Here is a 21,446-nt window from a genome sequence, read left to right as displayed (position 1 = left end):
CCTTATAATAAAAGACTTTAAGAGTCTGCAATATCCATTATAATTCAGGTGATTTGATTGTCAAGTTAAAGGAAATCTTCACAATTTCCATGATGTGTTTTAACATAGATCTTCGATTTTATTAATAACGTTCTTTAACAATCTGACCCGATTATTGATCAACTAAACTGCTGGAATTTCCATTTTGTCATTGATTCTATCACCGAAAAAGCAGACCATTAATTCATGCTAAATGGTCTGCTGATTAGTATGCGATTTTACTGTTTTGCACCTCTGAACTTTTTGACTAAGCAGTCTGTTCCGCTTTTTTAATGGCTTTGTAGATGCGCTTTATAGTTTCAATATGCATGGCTTCGTGATAGAAACTGAATAAAAAGGTCTCTCCTACGGTATGAAACGTAATACCGGCCCGGTTGGTGAAAGGCTCTTTCAACTTTTGATGAAAGTGACCCGGAATGTACTCCTTTAACCTATCCTTTTGATTTTTCAGCACTTCTGAAATCTCAGCAAATGAAGGCGGTTTTCCATTCCAATCAGACGGTTTAGTGCCAGCGCTGAACAGCTCCTTGTAATGCCCAGGAACTCCAGCTTCTTCACCAGCGAGTTCAAAAACAAGCTTTTCCTGTATGTAGGCAATATGTCCAAAGTTCCAGCGGATGTTATTGTTATAGCCTGCAGGAATGATGTCCGCTGTTTCATCAGGTATTCTGCTGAGTGTGTTTTCTGTAATTCCTCTCACAAGCTCCATGTGCTGCATAATTGTATGTTCCATGAAAAATCACTCCTTTATATATGATTTATTCGTGTTTATGCCCTGTTTTCCTCCTCTTTTGCCTTATTTAAAAGGATTTTTGATTTCTTTTAAAGAATAATACTTTGATAGTCAAAACTTTATAGTTTCTGGAGGAAAAACATGTTAACTGAAAAACAGCTGATTGAGATTGGGGAGCTTCAGCATGAATGCGAAGCTAACGATAAAATACAATTAAAACTGAACTGGGAGATGCTTAGAAATCGTTCTGAAAATGAACAGAGTAATTTTCTTCATTATGAAGACGGAAAGCTTGCGGCATTCTTGGGAATATACAGCTTTGGAAAAAAGGCTGAACTATGCGGCATGGTCAAACCAGAGTACAGAAGAAAAGGGGTTTTCTCTAAGCTTATGAAACAGGCTTTGTCAGCCTGCACAGAGCAAAAGTACAGGGAAGTTCTTTTTAATGCTCCTGGACAGTCTGAAGCAGCAAAGGATTTTCTGAAAACCATTTCATGTGAATATTCCTTTTCTGAATATCAAATGAAGTGGGCGGAAAAAGAACTTGCCGCTGATAATCATGTCACGTTAAGGCAATCTGAACCTAGCGATCTGCCGCTCGAGATTCAGCTGGATGTAAGTTGCTTTGGATACATGGAACAAGATGCATCAGATTACAACCATTCCATCAAACGTGAAGATGATCAGGATTTTATAATGATTGAATTTGAAAACAAAGCAGTGGGGAAAATGCGTGTTTCTCATACAAATGGCGAGGCATGGATTTACGGATTTGCTGTGCTGCCTGCTTATCAGGGCAGGGGCATCGGAAGAAATGCTTTGCATAAAATAATTGCAAAGGAAAATGAAGCAGGCTATCCGATCTTCCTTGAAGTTGAGGCTAAAAATGCTCATGCTCTTAAACTGTATGAATCATGCGGATTCAGGTCGTTTCATGTTCAGGATTATTATGAATGGAAGAAAAGCAGTTAGAAATGTTTTGTCAGGCGTTATCAATTTACTTGATGACGCTTGTTATCTCTTAAGCTGACACAGTGTTTATTAAAAAAAATAAGAGAAAATGCTACTCATCATTAAATGCCTCTTTATAACTTTTTAACAGGAAGTTATGAGGGGGGATTTTTTGATGAAAAAAACGATTGATTTTCTTGCATGCCCTGAGACTTATAAAAAACTGCAGCTCTTTAGCACATGCGAAGAGCTTGACGCATCCATCTACAATCATTTGAAAGATGAGAATAATAGGCTTACCAAAACAATGATTGAGGTTTTAAAGCTTATTGGAAGATACAGTTTGAAGTACATGGGAGTCTCTTTTTTATCAAAAAATAAAATTGGTAAATTAACAGGGAAAAGCCGGAGAACGATTATCCGTGTTTGTCATCAATTAGAGGAATTTGGAATTATCAGGCAGTATGCTCTTAAGCGTAAAAGCGACAATCAGCAAACGTCAAATGCTATCGTCATTCTGCCTCATCAGCAAAAGCGAAATGTCACACAAGAGAAAATGCAAAATGTCACACCTTTAAACCATCCTTCTTTAAGCATAAAAAAAGAATTAAATACGTATCCAGAGATCCAGCCTTTGTCACCTTTTCTCCAATTTCAGCATATGTGCCAATGTTTTACAAAAGATCAAAAATTAATTAACCGCATGTACGGAATCTATACAGCACAAATTGTCCATTTAAATGGTATTTACATAGAAAAGACTTTATTAAAAATAGGAATTGAATCAGTCAAAATTGTGTTTCAAGCTGTAAAGCGAAAAAAGTTACGCAGCATCTCAGGGTACTTTAATGGCGTTCTAAATCAGCTTCTAGATCGATTGTATTATGAGGATATGGAGGAAAAGCATTGGAAGTATAAGGAAAGATAAGAAGTAGGTGTGTTCATTAATTTACAATTCACCTGTGACATTCCTGAATAGCAGAGCATAATCATATCAAATGACCAAGCACATTCTCTTCGCAGAATTCAGGGAGGAATAGACTATCAGGAGCCGATCAGAATTTGATGACTTTTTAAGCGTAGATGAATCCGAAATGGTTTCATTTCAGCCGTTGGCAGGATCTTTTGTTATTTTCAAATGCAGGGGAAAATTCCTGCTTTGTTTCAGTATAAAGAGAAAGCAATGGGAGCTTCCCGGCGGGAGAAGGAAAATCGGGGAATCTCCAAAAGAATGCGCAATAAGAGAGTTATTTGAGGAAACCGGGCAATTTGTTCCGGAACTGGATTTTGCAGGTTTGCTGAAAAAAAGAAAGAAACGCACGGGAAAAGTAAAATACAGTCCAATTTTTTTCGCTGCTGCAGAGGATTTAAAGCCGTTTAAAGTGAATAAGGAAACATCCAAGATTCAATTATGGAACCTTTCTAAAAACATAGGCTCTGTAGATGAAACCCACTTTAGGCTTTTGATCCGTTTGGAAAAGATGGTGAGGGATGGGAATTGGACATAGAATGAAGAATAAGAGTTTATAAAAGAGAAAATATTTGATAAAGGATGAGGAGCATGAACAAACGCCCGGAACAAAATGAATATGCACAGTATTATGCAGGATATATCAGCATGATACCTGAAGGAGATATTGAACAGCTTTTAAAGCAGCAAGTAAAGGATACCCTGCATTTGCTTAACGACCTTTCTGAAACAGAAGGGGAATTCAGATACGCACCGGGTAAATGGAGCATAAAGGAAGTGATCGGCCATGTTGTGGATACTGAAAGAATCATGGCATACCGTCTTTTATCCATTGCAAGGGGAGATGCGGCGCAGCTGCCTGGCTATGATGAAAATGCATATATAGCTCAGGCGAATTTTAATCAGGAGAAGATGGAAGATCTCCTTCAGAACCTGTTCGTTGTCCGAGAGGGAACGCTGCTCCTGCTTAAGAGTTTAAAAGAAAAAGACTGGCTGAGATGGGGAACGGCAAATCAATTGGATGTTACAGTACGTGCGATCGCATGTATTATTGCCGGTCATGAGCTTCATCACCGAAAAATCCTTAAAGAACGCTATTTGGGGGCGAAGGAATTTTCAGCTGGATGAAGCTTGAAGATTACTGCTGTGAAATTCTATGGTTAATTTAAAATAGAATAAAAGAGAATGAAGGTACATATATGAAACGTATTCACTATAGCTGGATCATTTTATCTGTCACTTTTTTGGCCATTATTGTAGCCGGCATTATCAGATCTTCCTCGGGAGTATTTATCGTGCCTTTTGAGAAGGAATTTGGCTGGGACCGCCCCGTCATATCGCTTGCTTTTGCCATCAGTCTGTTTCTATATGGCCTGTCGGGACCATTTATGGCTGCCCTGATCGAAGTGCTTGGCTTAAAAAGAATGATGATTCTTGCGATGACCACCTTACTGTCAGGGATTGTACTCACTTTTTTCATGCAGGATTCCTGGCAGCTCATTCTAATATGGGGTGTTATTATAGGTCTTGGTTCTGGGTTGTTTTTGACCGTATTGAGCCCTTATGTTGCAAATCGATGGTTTGTTAAAAGGAGAGGGCTTGCCGTTGGAATTCTGACAGCAAGCACCGCAACCGGCCAGTTGATTTTACTGCCGGTTTTAGCCTGGATCACTGAAGTTTATTCATGGCGGGAAGCCATTTCCCTTGTTTTATTCCTTTGTCTTGGAATGTTTGTAATCATCCTGATTTTTATGAAAAATTCACCAATGGATATCGGGATTTTGCCTTATGGATCAGAGGATGAAGAACCAATAGAAAGCTCGTTCCAAAAGGAAAATCCGATCATCATGGCATTTCAGGGCTTAATCGAAGCAATAAAAGCAAAGGAATTTTGGCTGCTTGCAGGAAGCTTTTTTATATGCGGGCTATCGACGAGCGGGTTGATCGGAACGCATTTTATTCCGGTTTGCATCAGTTTTGGTATTCCGGCAGTGACAGCTGCGGGCTTGCTGTCCTTTATGGGCATCTTTGATTTAATCGGAACAACGGCGTCTGGTTGGCTTTCAGATCGATTTGATAATCGCTGGCTGCTGTTTTGGTATTACGGACTTAGAGGTTTGTCTTTGCTGTTATTGCCATATGCATTATTTGAAGGCTCTACAAGTCTACTAATCATTTTTTCTATTTTTTACGGTTTGGACTGGATTGCGACTGTTCCGCCCACGATTGGAATATCGCAGCAAGTCTTTGGTATTGAAAAGAGCGGAATTATTTATGGATGGATTTTTGCTGCACATCAAGCTGGTGCTGCCGCGGCTGCCTTTGGCGGGGGAATGATTTATAAGGTTCTCAGCTCTTACACGTGGGCTTTTCTTATATCTGGTCTATTCTGCTTGGTGGCGAGTTTGTTTGTTTTAGTGATTAAGAAGCAGGAAGCGCCTGCAATTATGGAAAACCGTACTGTAAAAGGGTAACTAAAAAAAGCTGTGCCGCATAAGGACACAGCTTTTTCTTGTTATATAGCCTGGCTATGTTTCAGACAAACGTCTTTTGTTCACAATTATGCGGAATTAATATGAAAAGTCTTGGAATTAATGGCAAAAGTCTTGGAATTAACTCGAAAAGTCTCGGAATTAATGTGAAAAGTCTTGGAATTCACTCACAATGATAAACAGGTATAAATGACTGGTTGCGCCCAATTAAACTTTATACCTGCAGGTGAAAAAGGATGAGCTGAATAAAAGACAGCTTCAGTTAGAGGGGGATTGCATGCAGGTATTAATAAAAAAGATGAACCGAAGAATGGCTGCTGAAATTCTGCAATGGAACTATGAACCGCCTTATGATTTTTATAACATGGAGCTTACAGAAGGCAATATCAATGGAATGCTGTCAAACTCTTATTATGCGGTGGTTGACATGAACAACAGATTAATAGGCTTTTTTTGCCTGGGAAAACCGGCTCAAGTTCCGAACGGCCCTTTCCCGGGCATCTATTCAGAAAATATGATTGATATCGGCCTTGGTCTAGAGCCGGACAGAACAGGCAGAGGAATGGGTTATTTGTTTTTTTCGTTTATCCTGCATCATGTTCAGCTGGGATTTCCAAATATGCCTCTCAGATTAACAGTGGCTTCTTTTAATAAAAGGGCCATTCGTCTATACAAAAAAGCAGGCTTCATTGAAACAGTAAGTTTTGACAAGGGGCAGTCAACCTTCTTAGTCATGGTCAAAAAATAAAGGCTCTGTCAATAGATAGAGCCTTTTATGTGCATTAAACGGCAGTCTGATTCAGTACTTTTTCAATAAAGTGAAGCGACTCATCAATGATCTGCTGCTGGTCATGATCAAGCGTAGCGACATGGTAGCTGTTTTCAAGAGTGATCAGATTTTTATCCCTTGAAGAAATCTCTTTATAAATGACCTTTGAGTTATCCGGCGGGACAACGTTGTCCACTGAGGAAACGAAAATAAGTGCAGGACATGTGATCTCGTACAGGCTGTTTTTCACTAATGCCATGAGCTTATTAATCTCTTTTAATGATTGAACAGGTGTTTTTTCATAAGCAAGCTCGGTTACCTCAGGATTTTTAATGTCAGATCCAATTGCGTCCAGAAATCTGGCCTGAATTTGCTGGGCTCCTGCCATGGTCGGAATATCAATTGCAGCATTTATGGGAATGATCGCTTTTATTTCCGGATGTTTTTGGGCGAGATAGAGAGTAAGGGTGCCTCCCATTGAAAGTCCTGTAACAAAGATGGTGCTGCAGCGCGCAGACAGCCATTGATAGCCTTCTTCAACAGAAGCAGCCCAATCCTCATAAGTAGTTCCTTCCATTTCCTCATAATGTGTACCGTGGCCTTTAAGCCGAGGACCGCACACAGTGTATCCAGCTTTTGCGTAGGCTTCTCCAAGCGGGCGCATGCTTTGAGTTGAGCCTGTGAATCCGTGTGATACGAGAATCCCAACCGAATTCCCCTCAAAATAAAAGGGTTCTGCTCCTTTTAATACCGGATATCTTTCTGACATAAAAAAACCTCCTGCCAATTATTTAAAAACCTCAACGTTTTACCATTCGCTATTAGACTTGCAATCTCCTACTAAAGGTTGAGATTCATCCTTCCATTTTAGGATTCGGAAAATGAGAAATTGTGGTAAACTAGCTTTTATCACAAGGTGGAGGGTACATTCATGAAACAGCTTAAACAGATTCATCCGCTAGGGTGGAACATCTTAATCGGCACGATATTCGGCAGAATGGCAACATCCATGAGCATTCCATTCCTGGCCATCTATTTAACGCAAGTGAAAGGCGTCTCTGCGTCCATGACAGGGACCATTATTGCTGTCAGCTCACTTGCCGGCATTTTATCAAGCTTTTATGGAGGCTATTTGTCTGACAAACTAGGAAGGAAAAAAGTGCTGCTGACATCCATCTTTCTTTGGATACTTGTTTTTATTGGTTTTGGAGTGGCAGACAGTGTGCTTTCATTTTTTATTATGAATACTCTGAACGGGGTGTGCAGATCGGTATTTGAACCAACCACGAGAGCGCTGTTATCGGATATTACCGATCAGAAAAATAAGCTGCTGATTTTTAATTTGAGATATGCCGCCATCAATGTCGGGGTGGTATTCGGACCGATACTTGGCATCTTTTTGGGATCAGCAAAAACGACCTTTCCCTTTTATATTGCAGCCGCGATATATACCCTTTACGGCATCTCACTGCTGCTCACATTTATGAAAACGGAACTTCCAAGTGAAGCAGACGACACTGCCCGTATTTCATTTCGGGAGGCATTTCATGTAACGAGAAAAGATAAACTGCTTCTTTTAACTTTAGTCGGCATTATTTTATGCATTACAGGATTTTCACAGCTTACTTCTACATTGCCCCAATACTTTGCCATGTCTCCTGAGATTAAGGACGGGGCCAAAACGTTTTCTATTCTGCTGTCCCTGAATGCTGTCGTGGTTTTGATCATTCAGTATCCGGTTGTCAGAATTGCGAGGAACTATTCTCCCATCAGATCCATTATGCTTGGGAATTTATTTGTCGGTTTAAGCCTTTTCAGCTTTGCTTTTGCAAAAAGCATTTGGATGATCGGCCTGGTTGTCATTTTCTTTACTGTTGGAGAGGTCCTGCTCTTCTCAATGATGGATGTCCTGATTGATGAAATTTCCAATCCTGATATGAAAGGTACATATTTTGGCGCAATGGGATTTACTCAGCTCGGAAACGTTATCGGTCCATGGATCGGAGGGCTGCTTCTCGATTCTTACGGTGTCAGTGATCCGGCCATCTTATTCTGCTGTCTGATGCTTATCACATTAAGCGGTCTGCCGGTTCTGCTGCTTGTGAAAAAAGAAATGGAGAAAAAGGAAAAAAGTACAATTATTAAACAACATGTTCATGTGTAAGGAAGGAGGGATGCGTACAACTTGCGCTTCCTTCTTTTTTGACAGCAAACGATTTCAGCTATCCTTCGCCATGTTTCGTAGTTCTCTCTTATTTACATACGGAACCAATTAAAGCAGAACGGGTTGTCATCATAACCTGCTTGGAAAATTGCTGCATGCATAACTTCCTCTTTATATAAAGGTTTTATAGAATGATTTTAAGAGAAAATTTGGAAAAAACAATTGATTATTATCAAATAATGTATTATTATCAAAAGTGATAAACGTAGTTAATTTTTGTAAATTCTATCGTTATTCATAATGATAACAATGAATACACTGGAGGATAAAGACTTGAATAAATCAAAGATGAACCTGATCCTGCATCCTGTGAGAATGAAAATTGTTCAATCTCTGCTGAACGGCAAAGAAATGACTGTTGGCCAATTGGGGGAGCGGGCCAAAGATGTTCCTCAGGCGACACTGTACAGACATCTTAATAAACTTCTTAAAGCCAAGATCATTCAAGTTGTAAAAGAAAATCAAATTAGAGGAACGGTTGAAAAAGTTTATGCGCTTAATGAACCATCTGTACAGTCGCAGGAAGACTTTTTAAACTTATCAAGTGAAGAGCATTTAGAATTGTTCATGAATTTTACAACTCAGCTGATGGGCATGTATGAGAATTATTTACAGCAGGGAGAAGCTGATTTGATGAAAGATGGAGTAAGTTACACTGTAGCAAATGTTCATTTATCAGATACCGAATTTATGGAACTGATAAAGGGTATGGCTGAACTGCTGCAAAAGGCCATGCTTAATAAACCTTCGCCCGAACGTACAGGAAGAAACATTGCAACGATCGTCATACCGCAAAAGTAATAAAACGTAACAGCTGAGAGGGAGAGGCTAATGAAGGGGATGGATTTGAAATTAGCTTTATTGATTGCAGGCATCTGTTTTGCATCTGGTTTTCTTTTGCTGCCATATCAAATGAATTCATTAAAATCAGCGGTGTCTGCAAATGAATTTGAGGAAATGACCGGCGGTGCCTCCATGGTTGTTTTATCTCTAGTATCATCTGTTCAATTATTTATAATGAGTTTCCTCCTTGCATTTCTTGGTTTTAAACTGGCACGAAAAACTGGTTTTTCTTTTGACATCCTGCAATCGCTCTTTGAAAAAGGGAAAAAGAGGCCATTCAACCGTTCATCTCTGCTGCTCTCCATTGTTCTTGGAACAGTGGCAGGATTCATTATTGTCGGTTCAGACCGCTTTTACTTTCAGTATCAGATTCAGGAGATAGGGGGAAGCACGCCTGAATTCTCTTGGCTTGGATTATTCGCAGGTGTTCTGGCAGGCGGATTGTTTGAGGAAACCCTGATGCGGCTGTTTTTAGTCAGTTTGCTGGTATGGATTTTTCAAAAAACGGCCGGAAGAAAGAGGCAGCAGCTGCCGAAATCTTATTTCTGGGCTGCCATCATCATCGCTTCACTAGTATTTGCTGCTGGCCATTTACCGTTCACTTCAATGGTATTTGGTGATTTAACGGGTATCATTCTTTTCCGCTGCTTCCTGCTGAATGGTATTGGAGGTTTGTTCTTCGGTTACCTCTATTGGAAAAAAGGGTATGAGTATGCAATCGTCTCGCACATGTTTGCTCATATCTCGCTGCAGCTGCTGTTTATTCCATTATTCTATTAAAAAGGGAGCTTGAATACAGATGATTGAAGTCGCGGGTGTTTCAAAAACGTTTGGCAGTCAGACTGTGCTGAAGAACGTCAATTTCAAAGCAGAACAAGGAAAGATTGTAGGGCTCCTTGGACCAAACGGAGCTGGGAAAACAACATTTATCCGAATATTAAACGGCGTCATTAAAGCTGACAGCGGGACGATTTCGATCCTGAATCATGATCCTGTAACACATGGCGATGAGATCAGAAAGATTTCAGGAATTGTCACAGAAGGTGCAGGTTTGTATCATCAATTAAGCGGTGAAGAAAACTTAGCTTTTTTTGCAGATTTATATGGAGTCAAGGATAAATCCAGAATCATTCAATTGCTTGAGCTGTTTGATCTGGCTGAACATAAAGATAAACCTGCAGGAACGTACAGTACAGGCATGAAAAAAAGGCTCGCGCTTGGAAAAGCGCTTTTACACAGTCCGAAATTGCTGTTTCTGGATGAACCGACAAATGGCCTCGATCCGGACGGCATCAAAATGGTACTCGCTTATTTGAAAAAATACAACGAAGAAACCGGCACAACTATGATTATCTGTTCTCATGTATTGCATCAGCTGGAACCTGTTTGCGATTCCTTCGCTTTTCTTCTGAATCAGACCATTGTTGAGCAAGGCACAATGGCTGAACTTGAGAAAAAGTATTTAAAAGAAATCAAGGTAAAAGTAAACACAGATATGAAGCTTCATAGAAAAGGATACTTGGAGTTTCCTTGTGAACAACGTGCAGAAGGCGAAGTCATTTTCACACTGCCTGCAAAAGAAGACATACCTTTTTTACTGAAGGGGATTTTAGAAAAGCATCATGTCTATTCCGCAGAAATTTTAAATCATGATCTTGAATCCATTTATTTTAAAGTAAGGGAGATGCACAATGAATAGCGCAATGATGAAGGCGATCATCAAAAAAGATTTAAGGGATATTTTTCGCAGTAAAAATTTGTTTGCTACGCTGATTATTATTCCGGTTATTTTTTCAGCAATCATACCCGCAGCTCTCCTGGGAAGTGCTCTTATTTTTGATATCGAAGAGATGGCTGGAAATGATGCACAGAAGCTGATCAGCAGTTTCCTGACTCATTTGAAACAGGAGAATCTTGTGCTTGAAACATCGGAACAGCAATTTGTTTATTTGTTTATTAACTACATGCTTCCGTCCTTGTTTTTGCTGGTGCCGATTATCACGGCAAGTGTTGTAGCCGCCAACAGCTTTGCAGGGGAAAAGGAGCGGCGTACACTTGAGAGTTTGCTTTTTTCTCCTGTGCCGATTAAAACACTCTTTGTGAGCAAAATCCTTGGATCTTTTATTCCGTCTCTTCTCGTCTCCTTTTTGAGCTTTTTGCTGAGCGGAATGATTATTAATATTCTGGGGTTTCAGCTGTTTGAAGAAATGATCTTTCCATCTGCCAATTGGCTTGCGCTGATCTTTTGTCTTTCACCAATGGTGTCTCTTATGACGGTCTTGCTTATCGTCTTTATCTCCTCTCGTGTCAAAACGTATCAGGAAGCTCAGAACATTGGAGGCTTGATTATCCTGCCTGCTGTGGGAATGATGGCTGGTCAGTCAAGCGGTTTATTCTTTGTGGGAGCACAAATTACGCTGCTGATCTCACTTGTGATCCTGATCGTGAATGCCGTTTTGCTGCAGAGAATCACGAAGTACAATGATCGGTTTATGCTATTTGAAAAACAGATTCATTGAGGGGACTCGAATTTAAGATGATGGAAATCAGGTTTGCTTTATCCCTGTATCTGCACCAATAGAATTAGCGATTCCCTTAAAAGAATCTTCACCTGTTAGAAATCTTTTAACGGCAATTATTTTTTCTTCTTTTGAAAATTTATCCATAGAAAAACTGCACCTCCAATTGTTAGATGATGTCTAACAATTGGGGTGCAGTTCATATGGCACAGGGGGTTAGCTGTTAAATTTTAAGATCAATCTTCGCGTTTTTCTTCAGTTCTTCCACTTTTTGAGCAAGCTGTTCCTGCTGTTTTTGCTGCTGAAGAGATTGTTCAATCTGAGGTTTTACTTCTGCAAGTTTTGGAACTTCCTGTCCGCTGCTTTTTCCTTGCTCAGCGTATTGGTCATATGTTTTTTGAATTTCTTCATCTGAGATTTCACCTGCAGGCACTTCTTTTTCAATATACTGTCTGAATTTAATATCATCTGCAATTTGAGCTTCAAGTGTTTTCATGTCCATGCCAGATTTTTTAAGAGCTGCTTCGAATTCCTTTTCAGTTTTAAACTGTTTTCTCGTTTCGTCAAGCTGCTTTTTAACGTCTTCATCAGATGCTTTATAGCCTTTTTTGTTTGCCTCTTGAAGAAGAAGGGTTTGTCCGACTAAGCTGTCAAGTGTTTGTTTTTTCACTTGCTCTGCAGCTTCTTTAGAAGTAGGGTCTTGTCCCATTTGCTGCATTTGGCCCTGAGTTGATTGCAGGACGCTGTTATAGTCGCTGCCAAGGATTTTTTCGTCATTCACAAGAGCAACAGTTTTCTTTTCATCCACTTGCTGCGCTTCTAATTTCTTTTGCATTTCTTCCATTTGCTTTTGCTGATCCTTCTGCTGATCGGTTTCGGCTGTTTTTGCATCATTTTTTGCATCATTTTTTGCTTCTTTGCTTTCTTCATTGCCTCCGCATGCTGCTAAAACAACAGCCATTAGACCGGTTATTAATGGTAACATGACTTTTTTCATAATCGATCTCCTTCCTCAAGCTAGAAGTATAATTTTTTCTTTTGAAAAAAAATCATCTAGTGCGCATTATAAAGGAAATCCTGTGAAAAAGAAACCTTATGGAGCCGATCTGACGAATTGTAACAGGATTGAAACGTTTAAAATCAGCAGAGCGCTTTAGGGAAATATGTTAGAATATGGGTATCTGAGTGGGGGCGGGATGGATATTGGGAAGAGGGGCAGGTTTTGAATGAAAAAGTGCTGAGCAAGCATCGGCTTTTTATTCGGCTGTTTTTGGATGGCATATTGGTGATCCTAAGTGGGATAGATATCAAATGAGCACTTGAATATATACAAGCAAAATTAGAAGATATATACTTTTCCCAGCAGGAAGGTATTGATTATGCATTGAAAAAATATAATCTCGGGCGCCATCCTTTTTCCTTCGTATATTGGTTCAACGATCCTTCCATTGCCCTTCCTGCAGGGTATATGGAAAAGGGGAGGCCCTTTGGAATTACTTTAGCGGATCTGCTTTTAGTCAGGGGCTCTTAATAAAGCTTGGATTTTCTTATGAACAGCATACGAAGCTTAGAAAAAGTCCATACTTTGAGAATAAAATTCAGCAAAATTCTTAGAAATGCAATCAAAAGGAGAATACTATGACACAAATACCTAACAGCAAACCGTGTTCAGAATCAAGAGTCTTCCAAACAAACCGTGTACTTCCGCCTGATACGAATAATCATCAAACCTTGTTCGGCGGGAAATTAATGGCTTCAATAGATGTTGTAGCCTCAATTTCAGCTGCTAAACATTGCCGGTCAGAATGTGTCACAGCATCCATGGATTCGGTGGATTTTCTGCATCCGATTCGTCCGACTGATGCGGTGCATCTAGAATCTTTCGTCACATTCACGGGAAGATCATCGATGGAGGTATTCGTGAAAGTAACGGCAGAAGATTTAAAAAGCGGTGAATCCAGAGTTGCAGCGACAAGCTTTATCACATTTGTTTCATTGAATGAACAGGGTAAGCCAAAAGCCGTTCCGCGAGTTTATCCTGAAACAGAAGAGGAAAAATATTTATTTGATTCAGGTGAGGAGCGCTCGCTCATCAGGAAGGCAAGAAGAAAAGCGAGTATTACATTCTCTGAGCAAATTAAGCAATATTAATTGGTCACTCATACCGTGCCCACCTGGAAAAAAGTGCATCAAAGCAGTGTGTAGAGCAAAAAAACCGCCTCAACCCTGAAAAAAGTGCATCAAAGCAAGTGTTACCCAAAACACTGATTTTGCCCGTTATAGGGTATCATACGCACTCTTTGAGTACCTAAATAACGGATTTTTCATGTTTCAGGGTTCCATAGGCGCTCTATGATTACCCAAAACACTGATTTTGCCCGTTATAGGGTATCATACGCACTCTTTGAGTACCTAAATAACGGATTTTTCATGTTTCAGGGTTCCATAGGCGCTCTTTGAGTACCTAAATAACGGATTTTTTATGTTTCAGGGTAACATACGCGCTCTATGATTACCCAAAACCAGGATTTTACTTGTTATAGGGTTCCATGTGCTCTCTATGATTACCTATAACCAGGATTTTGCCTGTAAACTAAAGGGAGAAGAGTTTACGCAGAAAATATTCACACATTCGCTGAAATATATATGTATGGATTAAATAAATCGGGTTTAAATGACGAAACCCGCCCTAGGAGATGACCTGAGATGGAAACACGGGTGAATCAAATTGAGTTGAATGGACTCACTTTTCAATATCGTGAGAGTGGGGAACCTTCTGCACCGCTTGTTGCACTTCACGCGCTGGGAAAAAGTGCAGAATCATGGGATCAAGTGGCTGCCGTATTAGGAGAAAAATACCGCGTTCTAGCATTAGATCAACGGGGTCATGGTGGGAGTGACAGAACCAGTACATACACTTTTGAACTGATGTGCGATGACTTGCTTCATTTTGCGAATGCTATGAATTTGGAACGATTTACGTTAATTGGTCATTCCATGGGGGGGACAGTATCCTATCTTTTCTCGGAAACATTTCCGTCAAGGATAGAACGGTTGATTGTAGAAGACACTCCTCCTCCTTTTCTGGATAAGCCGATCGAAGTTCCTTCTAAACCATCTGATCCCCTGCCGTTTGATTGGCTGGTTGTGCCTTCGATTCTGCGGCAGCTTAATGAACCAAATCCCGAATGGTGGACGCGACTTACCGACATTATCATGCCGACTCTTATTATAGGCGGTGGGTCCAGTCATATTCCTCAAAACAAATTGCAGGAAGTTTCTGAGCTTATTCCGAATTGCGAATTGGTGACGATAGAAGATGCTGGGCACTTTGTGCATGATGCTAATTTACCGGCCTTCTTAGCTGCCGTAAAAAGTTTTCTTCACTTATGAGTTTCCGAACGCTTTCATTATTACCCTAATTTTATTAAACAAACGCACGCATTTCTAAACTGCTTGATTTTAAAATAACTGGAATAAGCAAATCGGGCAGGATTGTTGAATAAAGCCTATTAAAACAAAACTGGTTAGTTCATATAAAGGATAAGAAAAAGTTATTAATCACATTAAGAAAAAAGTCATACTATTTCAATAAAGGAATCAAGTGTTCGATTCCATTTTTATTATTGTTTTTTTGATCTTTTTGTAATTATCAAAATGTAAATTATCAGAGTCAATTCAGGAGGAAGGGAATATCTATTGAAAAACAAATTATCGTTCTTTTATTCCTTCTCTAGGTAATGTGATATCTCAATGAGATTCTGATCTGGGTCTCTAATATATACGGATAAAATTGGACCGAGTGCACCTGTTCTTTTTACAGGACCCTCCTCAATCATCACATTATTTTTTCTCAGATGCGTTATTACCTTCTCTATATTTTCATCAGAAATAAAACAAAGATCAGCAGATCCAGGTAGTGGGTGTTTTGCTTTAGGCTCAAATTCATTACCAGCCTCATGTAAATTTATTTTTTGAAATCCAAAACACAACGCTTTTCTTCCTAACCCAAAGGTTTCCTCTTTCATTCCCAAAAAAATTGTATAAAACTTTATAGTCTCTTCTATATCTTTTACTGTTAAAACCAGATGGTCGATTTGTTTTATCACAATCATTTCCTCCTATTAAAATATTTAAAGTTTTAAAAGGGTTATCAAACTTACATTTATAAATTATTACTTTTGATAAAGAATAATTTATAATAGAAATTTCCTTTCCTTGAATCTTACTTATAAGTTTTTTTCGTACGTGCTATAGCTATAGATTGTTTATATTATATGTATTTTTAGAAGACACCCTCGATTATGTTCCCGCATTTCATGTTATCATCGACTATTTATAATGTATACTCCATTATAATTATATTCTTAATACGTCTATGTAATAAATTAAGCTGCGTCATAAAAAAATTTTAATAAATAGAATGGCAATAAGTTAAATATTTTCAGACGCTGCTGCGTAAGTAATGGATGACATGTACAGCAAATTTAAAAGGATCTTTGAATAAAGATCCTTTTAAAACAATAAGTCAGCCATAAATCGGTGGCCGTACTGATTCTAATGTTAACTCAATAAACTTTTCAACCGCAGGGGATTGCCATTTTTTTGACTTGACGAGTACATGTGAGTAGATGGGTTCAAACCTCTCATTGTGTTCAAGAATATTTAATAACCCTTTTTCAACCTCATTTTTTACCGTGATATAGGGTAATACAGAAAATCCTAAACCACTCATTACTGATTGTTTAATAGCTTCCAAACTCCATAGTTCCATTGTCTGAAATTTAGGCAGTTTATTGTTGGCTAAGTATCTCTCAAACATGGAACGATAACTGCATCCCTCTTCATTTGTAATAAAGTAGTCAGTAGTCACCTTATTTTTATAATCATCAAAATGTTGATTTTTATTCGGACTAGTAATTAAAACGATCTCTTCTTTGTGTAATTGATAGTGAAGACAATTATTTACTTCTAATTTGGGCCAAACCATAAAAGCAATATCAACATGTCCACTCATAAGGTCTTTTTGGTTTTGCCCACAAGTTCCGTTACTCAATATAATCTTAACGTCTGGATATTTAGTTGAATACTCTCGCAGAATAGACCCTAATCTAGAAATAGTTAATGACTCAGGTGCAGCAATTTTTAATTCTCCACTTACTTTGTCATGATTCTTCATTTGGGATATACGATTATACGTATATAGCAATTCATCGGCCAAAGGAATTAATTCTTTTCCTAAGGAGGTCAATTTTAACTCTCGCTTGACGTAAGTAAATAATTCTCCGCCGATTTCTTCTTCCAATGCTTTAATATGAGAAGTAATTGTTGATTGAGTATAGCCTAATTTTATTGCAGCATTTGTGTAACTCCCGACATCAACAATTGTTCGGAAAGTAATAAATTGTCGTATTTCCATTAGCAATAACCTTCTCCCTTGTATTTAAAAAAATGATAATGATTATTTGTAATTTCAATTTTACCGATAGATAGTCCTATATTACAATTAATTACGCAGGATATTCAATTATTTTATTTAAAAGGAGAGACTAACTACGTGAATTTTACAGCATTCCTTTCCTACGTAATTATTACATCCTTTACACCGGGACCAAGTAATATTTTAGTAATGAATGAAGCAAGAAGATTTGGATTTAAAGGCTCCATACGCTTCAACAGTGGAATCATTTCAGGGTTTATTATTCTAGGTGCAGTAACCTCATTGATGACTACAAGTCTTTATAAGTGGGTACCAATGGTAGAACCCTACTTTAAAGTCGTGGGTGCCTCATATTTATTGTATCTAGCATGGAAAATTACTTTTTCTAAAAAAAATAATGATAAAGACATTTACGGAAAGTCTTCTTTTTTCTCAGGGCTGTTTTTCCAGATTCTCAATATAAAAAGTATATTGTACTTTTTAACAGCAGCGTCAACTTTCATCCTTCCTTATGTTAATTCAAATATATCTATACTCTTTTTTGTGTGTTTAACAATACTAATAGGTTGCGCCGCATTGTTATTGTGGGCTATATTTGGCTCGGCTTTTAAGAAGGTATTTGCAAAATACGATAAAATAATCAATTTGATAATGTGTTTGTTGCTCATCTATTCTGCAATTACAATTTTCTAAAAGTAAGATTCATCTATATATGAAAGAAAGGTCTTAATTTGATATTTTTCATATAAGATATTGTTCTTTTATAAAATATTACCTTATCATTCTGGTTTTTTCATTACCATTCCTTGCGATCGCCCTGATGCTGCAAGCAACATGTTAATTGCTGAAAAAATATTTGTTGCACCACTTTCAAAAGGAATTCGAGTAGCAGCATGCTCTGTTCCAGTTGCACAGATGTAAGGTCTAGCAGCTAAAATCCAACAGGCTAGCGATGTCGAATACTGTTAAATTATAGTATTTTTACAAAAAATCAAATCATCGTTGGTTCAATTTGTTTACTATATTCAAACAGTAGAGGGGAGGAGATTAAATGAGTAAATTATTGAATAACGGTATTGTTGAAGTAGCACCGCTAACACCTATTTCAATTCAGATAGGTGATCCAAGTAAAATGTTGATAGGATGTTAGAGCAAATGAAGTTTGAAGTTAGATTGTAATAGTGTACGTAAATGAAAGAGTAGCGTAGATCCAAGAAGGATCAACGCCTGTTATTTTACAAACGGGGCAGTTAATGGAATAAAAGTGACTGTTTGAATTTGAGCTATATGCACATAAATAGTGAACCAAGGTATACCTTTCTCCCTATCTGATGCGACTGCTTCTTAATCAACAATCCGGAGGCGATAATTAAGGAAGGATAACGTCTCTTTTTGTTGAATAATAACAATTGGGCAGGATTAAGTCGATTCCATTAGGAAATCAGCCTGTAAAGTTGTTTCATGATTCTAAACTGGCAAGTATTGTTCAATAAGGTGTGAAGGTTTTCAACAAAGATAATAGAAGGAGTGAATAGTAATGATTAATAAAGTTGGACAAATCATGGTATATGTAAATAACCAAGATGAGGCAGTGAAATTTTGGACAGAAAAAGTGGGGTTTACGGTTATTTCAGAAGAGGAAAACGGTCAAGGAATGAGATGGATTGAAATAGCTCCATTAAATCATGTTGAAACAAGTATTATTCTTCACAACAAAGAATTAATCGCAAAAATGCAGCCTGAACTAAATCTTGGCACACCTTCCTTAATGTTTTTTACAGAAAATCTCGATCAATTACATAGCCACTTAGTAAATAAAAATGTCACCGTCGGAGAAATTGTAAATATACCTTCTGGGAGAGTATTTAACTTTGCCGATAGTGAAGAGAATTATTTTGCCGTCATGGAAAAAAGTGAATAACAAACTGTAAAAAACAACTTTCTTTTCAAAAACGTTTAGTCGATTCCAATTGGAATCGGCTTTTTGATTCGCCATAGGTGTTACACACAAAAAATAATGAACCCCCTTCAACTAAGGGCAGTTAGTCGAAGAAAATCTCTAAAAATAATGAGCCTTTTTTAGAACAGATGTGCTTTCTCATACATTAATTTAGAATTAGTTAGAATATGGACAACAAATCAAATATATATTTAGAAAGGAGTGAGTAAATGGGGGGATTATTCTGGCAAACTCAATTGTTGCAAGGTCGCTGGATGAAATAAAATTTTGGTCAAGGATTATGAAAGAGCACGCCTTATTTTTAAGTTTGGGGTTTACACATGAACAGAAACAATTGATCAGTGAAGCGCAGCAGTTTATCACTATTTTTGAAAGAATAGAGGAAAAGTTGAGCAGGTTCACGGTAAACTCAGATTTACGTCAAATACAAGCTTTTAATAGCGAGGTTTATCAAGCAGCTGCTTCTATATGGTCTTACAAGAGAAAAGTGTTAGGCTTAACATTACGCTGCGAAATTCGTTCTAATAATTTCCCTTTATTAGTTGATCACATTAGCAGAGAAGCAGCTTACTTTGCTAATCGATTAAAAGAACTCAATGAAGGTAAACTAGTCCCTAAACCAGAAGCTATTATTGAAGAAAATGTATTCTTTCTTAGAATCATGGCAGATCATGCTAAGTTTATCGGACATCTTTTAGATCCTTCGGAACGAAAATTAGTAGAGCAGGCGAGAGACTTTAGTCATGATTTTGATCAATTGGTTTTTCAGGCAGTTGACTTGGATTCTATGCGACCACAATCAGAAACTAGACCTATACTTAGCCAATTCTTAAATCAAAATAGAGTATCAGTAGCCTCGTTAAGGGATTTTAAGAAAACAGCAAGAGAGTTAATTGAAGAATGTCGTATTAAGAGCATTATTCATCCCCTTCTAGCTGATCATACTTTTAGAGAAGCTGAAAGGTTTCTTGAGATCATTGATTTATTTGAAGCGAGTCTAAAAAAGGCCTAAATATTATTTTTGAAAAGGTATTTACTTCTTCAATTCAAGGGAACGATGATAGAATAGATCTATACTTTATTTAACTAAATTGGTGGCTTTAGTGAACTAAAAAAAGGACATAATTGGTCCTTTTTTTTTGTTTTTTCAGCAAGGTTATCTCCAAACATCATAATATAGTTGCATATAATGGTAACATAAGAGGAGGTTGAGACAGATAGATAAGATCTTTGAGGCTCTTGCCGATTTAAGTCGCAGACAACTGCTTGACGATCTGTACAGGAATGACGGGTAAACATTAAGAGAGTTATGTAAACATCTGGATATGTCTCACAAGCTGATACGAAACACTTGGTCATATTAGAAGAAGCAAATCTTGTTGCTGTGGTTTGGCAAGGGCGTGAGAAGCTTCATTATCTTAATCCCGTACCGATTAGTGAGATATATTAACGATGAATACGAAAATATGAAAGCCATCATATAGAAGCATTGCATGAAAAGTAAACTTGAGGAGGACCAGAAAAGATGACTAAACCAAAATTTGTCTATGTGACTTACATTGCAACAACTCCAGAAAAACTTTGGGAAGCATTAACAAACAGTAATTTTACAGAGAAATACTTTTTCGGAAGCAAAATTGAATCCAATTGGCAAGAAGGCTCAACTATTACTTATTCACGAAATGGACAAGTTTCCGATTACGGAAAAATACTAAAATGTGAGCCTCATCGTTTACTTTCTTTTACATGGACCTATGTAGAAGATAAAGCCTTGCGCGAGCAGCCCTCACAGGTTTCTTTTGAATTAGTCCCTTTGGATTCAACTGTAAAACTAACTCTTAAACATGAAAATCTTGTGCCTGCTGATATTGTAGAGAAGGAAGATACCTTTGAAGGTTTAAACAATGGTTGGCCTGCTATCCTAAGTAACTTGAAAAGTTTGCTTGAAACGGGAAACACTTTGCCGCCTATTTCAATAGATAATTGAGTTAAGTTTTAATTGAAGTATATTTATATGGTAATGATCATTAATAGTAGAAAATAGGATGAATTTTTTTCAGACATATAAAAAGCTCTAGCAGATATTAGCTAGAGCTTTTCATATTTTTGTTTGTTATAAGATAATTCAAAACGTCACTTCATCCTGATTTCTTACAACCAGCAGCGTTTTCCCTTTAGCCAATTCTTCTTCAACCTTTTCAGCCATTTCTTTTTCAAAGCCGATTTCTTCCATTTTCACCCGCAATTTATCGCCTTTGCTTCGGAACACATTTTTTAAGGCAGTTCCGACTCCGGTTACGCCTACACCGATTTTGTTGGCATCTGTTTCTTTGCGGTCGCGCCTTACATGGTCGTTGTCATGTGAAAGGATATAAATATCATCATCTCTGATTCCATCATTTCTTAGTCTATCAATGGATTTGCTTAATTGCTCGTCATCGTGAAATACTTTGAATTTCGGTTTCATTTAGATCGCCTCCATAGGTTAGAGATACCCGCTCAATTA

Annotated in this window: 23 protein-coding genes and 1 pseudogene; 18 read left to right on the top strand and 6 right to left on the bottom strand. The window is 38.0% G+C overall.

The genetic code is table 11. From position 1 onward, the window contains the following. Nucleotides 1–286: 286 nt before the first annotated feature. Complete coding sequence (locus tag QFZ72_RS22640) at nucleotides 287–772, bottom strand: DinB family protein (RefSeq protein ID WP_307438008.1); 486 nt, start codon at nucleotides 770–772, stop codon at nucleotides 287–289. A gap of 141 nt (nucleotides 773–913) precedes the next feature. Here QFZ72_RS22640 and QFZ72_RS22635 point away from each other — a divergent pair, with 141 nt between their 5' ends. The 6 genes from QFZ72_RS22635 (at nucleotide 914) to QFZ72_RS22610 (ending at nucleotide 5,933) form a co-directional block, all read left to right on the top strand. Next, nucleotides 914–1,744, top strand: a complete 831-nt coding sequence (locus tag QFZ72_RS22635; protein ID WP_307438004.1) for a GNAT family N-acetyltransferase — start codon at nucleotides 914–916, stop codon at nucleotides 1,742–1,744. 154 nt (nucleotides 1,745–1,898) lie between these two features. Then, a complete protein-coding gene (locus QFZ72_RS22630; RefSeq protein WP_307438002.1) occupies nucleotides 1,899–2,651 on the top strand; it encodes a helix-turn-helix domain-containing protein in 753 nt (250 codons plus the stop codon). 166 nt (nucleotides 2,652–2,817) lie between these two features. After that, nucleotides 2,818–3,231, top strand: coding sequence for an NUDIX domain-containing protein (locus QFZ72_RS22625; RefSeq protein ID WP_307437999.1), 414 nt, complete (start codon nucleotides 2,818–2,820; stop codon nucleotides 3,229–3,231). Between the two features lie 53 nt (nucleotides 3,232–3,284). After that, entirely contained in the window at nucleotides 3,285–3,821 is a 537-nt protein-coding gene (locus QFZ72_RS22620; RefSeq protein WP_307437996.1) for a DinB family protein, read from the top strand. 71 nt (nucleotides 3,822–3,892) lie between these two features. Beyond that, nucleotides 3,893–5,167 carry an MFS transporter gene (locus QFZ72_RS22615; RefSeq protein WP_307437993.1) on the top strand — a complete coding sequence of 425 codons (1,275 nt, stop codon included), beginning with the start codon at nucleotides 3,893–3,895 and terminating at the stop codon, nucleotides 5,165–5,167. 295 nt (nucleotides 5,168–5,462) lie between these two features. Beyond that, a complete protein-coding gene (locus QFZ72_RS22610; protein ID WP_307437991.1) occupies nucleotides 5,463–5,933 on the top strand; it encodes a GNAT family N-acetyltransferase in 471 nt (156 codons plus the stop codon). 34 nt (nucleotides 5,934–5,967) lie between these two features. Here QFZ72_RS22610 and QFZ72_RS22605 read toward each other — a convergent pair whose 3' ends face one another. Then, entirely contained in the window at nucleotides 5,968–6,723 is a 756-nt protein-coding gene (locus QFZ72_RS22605; RefSeq protein ID WP_307437989.1) for an alpha/beta hydrolase, read from the bottom strand. A 162-nt stretch (nucleotides 6,724–6,885) separates the two neighbouring features. Here QFZ72_RS22605 and QFZ72_RS22600 point away from each other — a divergent pair, with 162 nt between their 5' ends. From QFZ72_RS22600 to QFZ72_RS22580, 5 genes are all read left to right on the top strand, one after another. Then, on the top strand, nucleotides 6,886–8,118 hold the full coding sequence (locus QFZ72_RS22600; protein WP_307437988.1) for an MDR family MFS transporter: 1,233 nt from the start codon (nucleotides 6,886–6,888) through the stop codon (nucleotides 8,116–8,118). Between the two features lie 333 nt (nucleotides 8,119–8,451). After that, the gene (locus tag QFZ72_RS22595; protein ID WP_307437986.1) at nucleotides 8,452–8,979 is read left to right on the top strand and encodes a helix-turn-helix domain-containing protein; all 528 of its coding nucleotides are present in this window, start codon (nucleotides 8,452–8,454) and stop codon (nucleotides 8,977–8,979) included. Nucleotides 8,980–9,024: 45 nt separating this feature from the next. Continuing rightward, complete coding sequence (locus tag QFZ72_RS22590; RefSeq protein WP_307437984.1) at nucleotides 9,025–9,801, top strand: CPBP family intramembrane glutamic endopeptidase; 777 nt, start codon at nucleotides 9,025–9,027, stop codon at nucleotides 9,799–9,801. Nucleotides 9,802–9,820: 19 nt separating this feature from the next. Continuing rightward, nucleotides 9,821–10,720, top strand: coding sequence for an ABC transporter ATP-binding protein (locus QFZ72_RS22585; protein ID WP_307437983.1), 900 nt, complete (start codon nucleotides 9,821–9,823; stop codon nucleotides 10,718–10,720). Further along, entirely contained in the window at nucleotides 10,713–11,540 is an 828-nt protein-coding gene (locus QFZ72_RS22580; protein ID WP_307437981.1) for an ABC transporter permease subunit, read from the top strand. Before QFZ72_RS22585 ends, QFZ72_RS22580 begins: the two co-directional genes overlap by 8 nt. 223 nt (nucleotides 11,541–11,763) lie before the next feature. Here QFZ72_RS22580 and QFZ72_RS22575 read toward each other — a convergent pair whose 3' ends face one another. Continuing rightward, nucleotides 11,764–12,537, bottom strand: a complete 774-nt coding sequence (locus QFZ72_RS22575) for a SurA N-terminal domain-containing protein (protein WP_307437979.1) — start codon at nucleotides 12,535–12,537, stop codon at nucleotides 11,764–11,766. A 324-nt stretch (nucleotides 12,538–12,861) separates the two neighbouring features. Here QFZ72_RS22575 and QFZ72_RS22570 point away from each other — a divergent pair. The 3 genes and pseudogenes from QFZ72_RS22570 to QFZ72_RS22560 form a co-directional block, all read left to right on the top strand. Beyond that, nucleotides 12,862–13,154 (top strand): annotated as a pseudogene (locus tag QFZ72_RS22570) (hypothetical protein); the annotation flags it as partial. Between the two features lie 24 nt (nucleotides 13,155–13,178). After that, the gene (locus tag QFZ72_RS22565; protein ID WP_307437978.1) at nucleotides 13,179–13,691 is read left to right on the top strand and encodes an acyl-CoA thioesterase; all 513 of its coding nucleotides are present in this window, start codon (nucleotides 13,179–13,181) and stop codon (nucleotides 13,689–13,691) included. Nucleotides 13,692–14,246: 555 nt separating this feature from the next. Beyond that, nucleotides 14,247–14,933, top strand: a complete 687-nt coding sequence (locus QFZ72_RS22560; protein WP_307437976.1) for an alpha/beta fold hydrolase — start codon at nucleotides 14,247–14,249, stop codon at nucleotides 14,931–14,933. A 329-nt stretch (nucleotides 14,934–15,262) separates the two neighbouring features. Here the strand turns inward: QFZ72_RS22560 and QFZ72_RS22555 are convergent, their stop codons facing one another. Together QFZ72_RS22555 and QFZ72_RS22550 are read right to left on the bottom strand one after the other, a co-directional pair. Then, nucleotides 15,263–15,649 (bottom strand): VOC family protein, encoded by a 387-nt coding sequence (locus QFZ72_RS22555; protein WP_307437975.1) that lies wholly within the window; start codon nucleotides 15,647–15,649, stop codon nucleotides 15,263–15,265. A gap of 419 nt (nucleotides 15,650–16,068) precedes the next feature. Next, nucleotides 16,069–16,959: a LysR family transcriptional regulator gene (locus tag QFZ72_RS22550; RefSeq protein WP_307437973.1), complete on the bottom strand. Its 891-nt coding sequence runs from the start codon at nucleotides 16,957–16,959 to the stop codon at nucleotides 16,069–16,071. A 138-nt stretch (nucleotides 16,960–17,097) separates the two neighbouring features. Between QFZ72_RS22550 and QFZ72_RS22545 the strand changes: the two genes are divergently transcribed. The 4 genes from QFZ72_RS22545 to QFZ72_RS22530 all read left to right on the top strand — a co-directional run bounded on the left by QFZ72_RS22545 (nucleotide 17,098) and on the right by QFZ72_RS22530 (nucleotide 20,927). Then, complete coding sequence (locus tag QFZ72_RS22545; RefSeq protein ID WP_307437972.1) at nucleotides 17,098–17,673, top strand: LysE family transporter; 576 nt, start codon at nucleotides 17,098–17,100, stop codon at nucleotides 17,671–17,673. 844 nt (nucleotides 17,674–18,517) lie between these two features. Continuing rightward, nucleotides 18,518–18,901 (top strand): VOC family protein, encoded by a 384-nt coding sequence (locus QFZ72_RS22540; RefSeq protein WP_307437970.1) that lies wholly within the window; start codon nucleotides 18,518–18,520, stop codon nucleotides 18,899–18,901. Nucleotides 18,902–19,163: 262 nt separating this feature from the next. After that, entirely contained in the window at nucleotides 19,164–19,952 is a 789-nt protein-coding gene (locus QFZ72_RS22535) for a DUF2935 domain-containing protein (RefSeq protein ID WP_307439946.1), read from the top strand. Nucleotides 19,953–20,465: 513 nt separating this feature from the next. Continuing rightward, on the top strand, nucleotides 20,466–20,927 hold the full coding sequence (locus QFZ72_RS22530; protein ID WP_307437969.1) for an SRPBCC family protein: 462 nt from the start codon (nucleotides 20,466–20,468) through the stop codon (nucleotides 20,925–20,927). Nucleotides 20,928–21,065: 138 nt separating this feature from the next. Here the strand turns inward: QFZ72_RS22530 and QFZ72_RS22525 are convergent, their stop codons facing one another. After that, complete coding sequence (locus QFZ72_RS22525) at nucleotides 21,066–21,407, bottom strand: YflT domain-containing protein (protein ID WP_307437967.1); 342 nt, start codon at nucleotides 21,405–21,407, stop codon at nucleotides 21,066–21,068. Between the last annotated feature and the right edge of the window lie 39 nt (nucleotides 21,408–21,446).

The organism is Bacillus sp. V2I10 (genome assembly GCF_030817055.1).
In the GTDB taxonomy this organism is placed as follows: domain Bacteria; phylum Bacillota; class Bacilli; order Bacillales; family Bacillaceae; genus Bacillus_P.
This window is presented reverse-complemented; position numbering and strand designations above follow the sequence as displayed.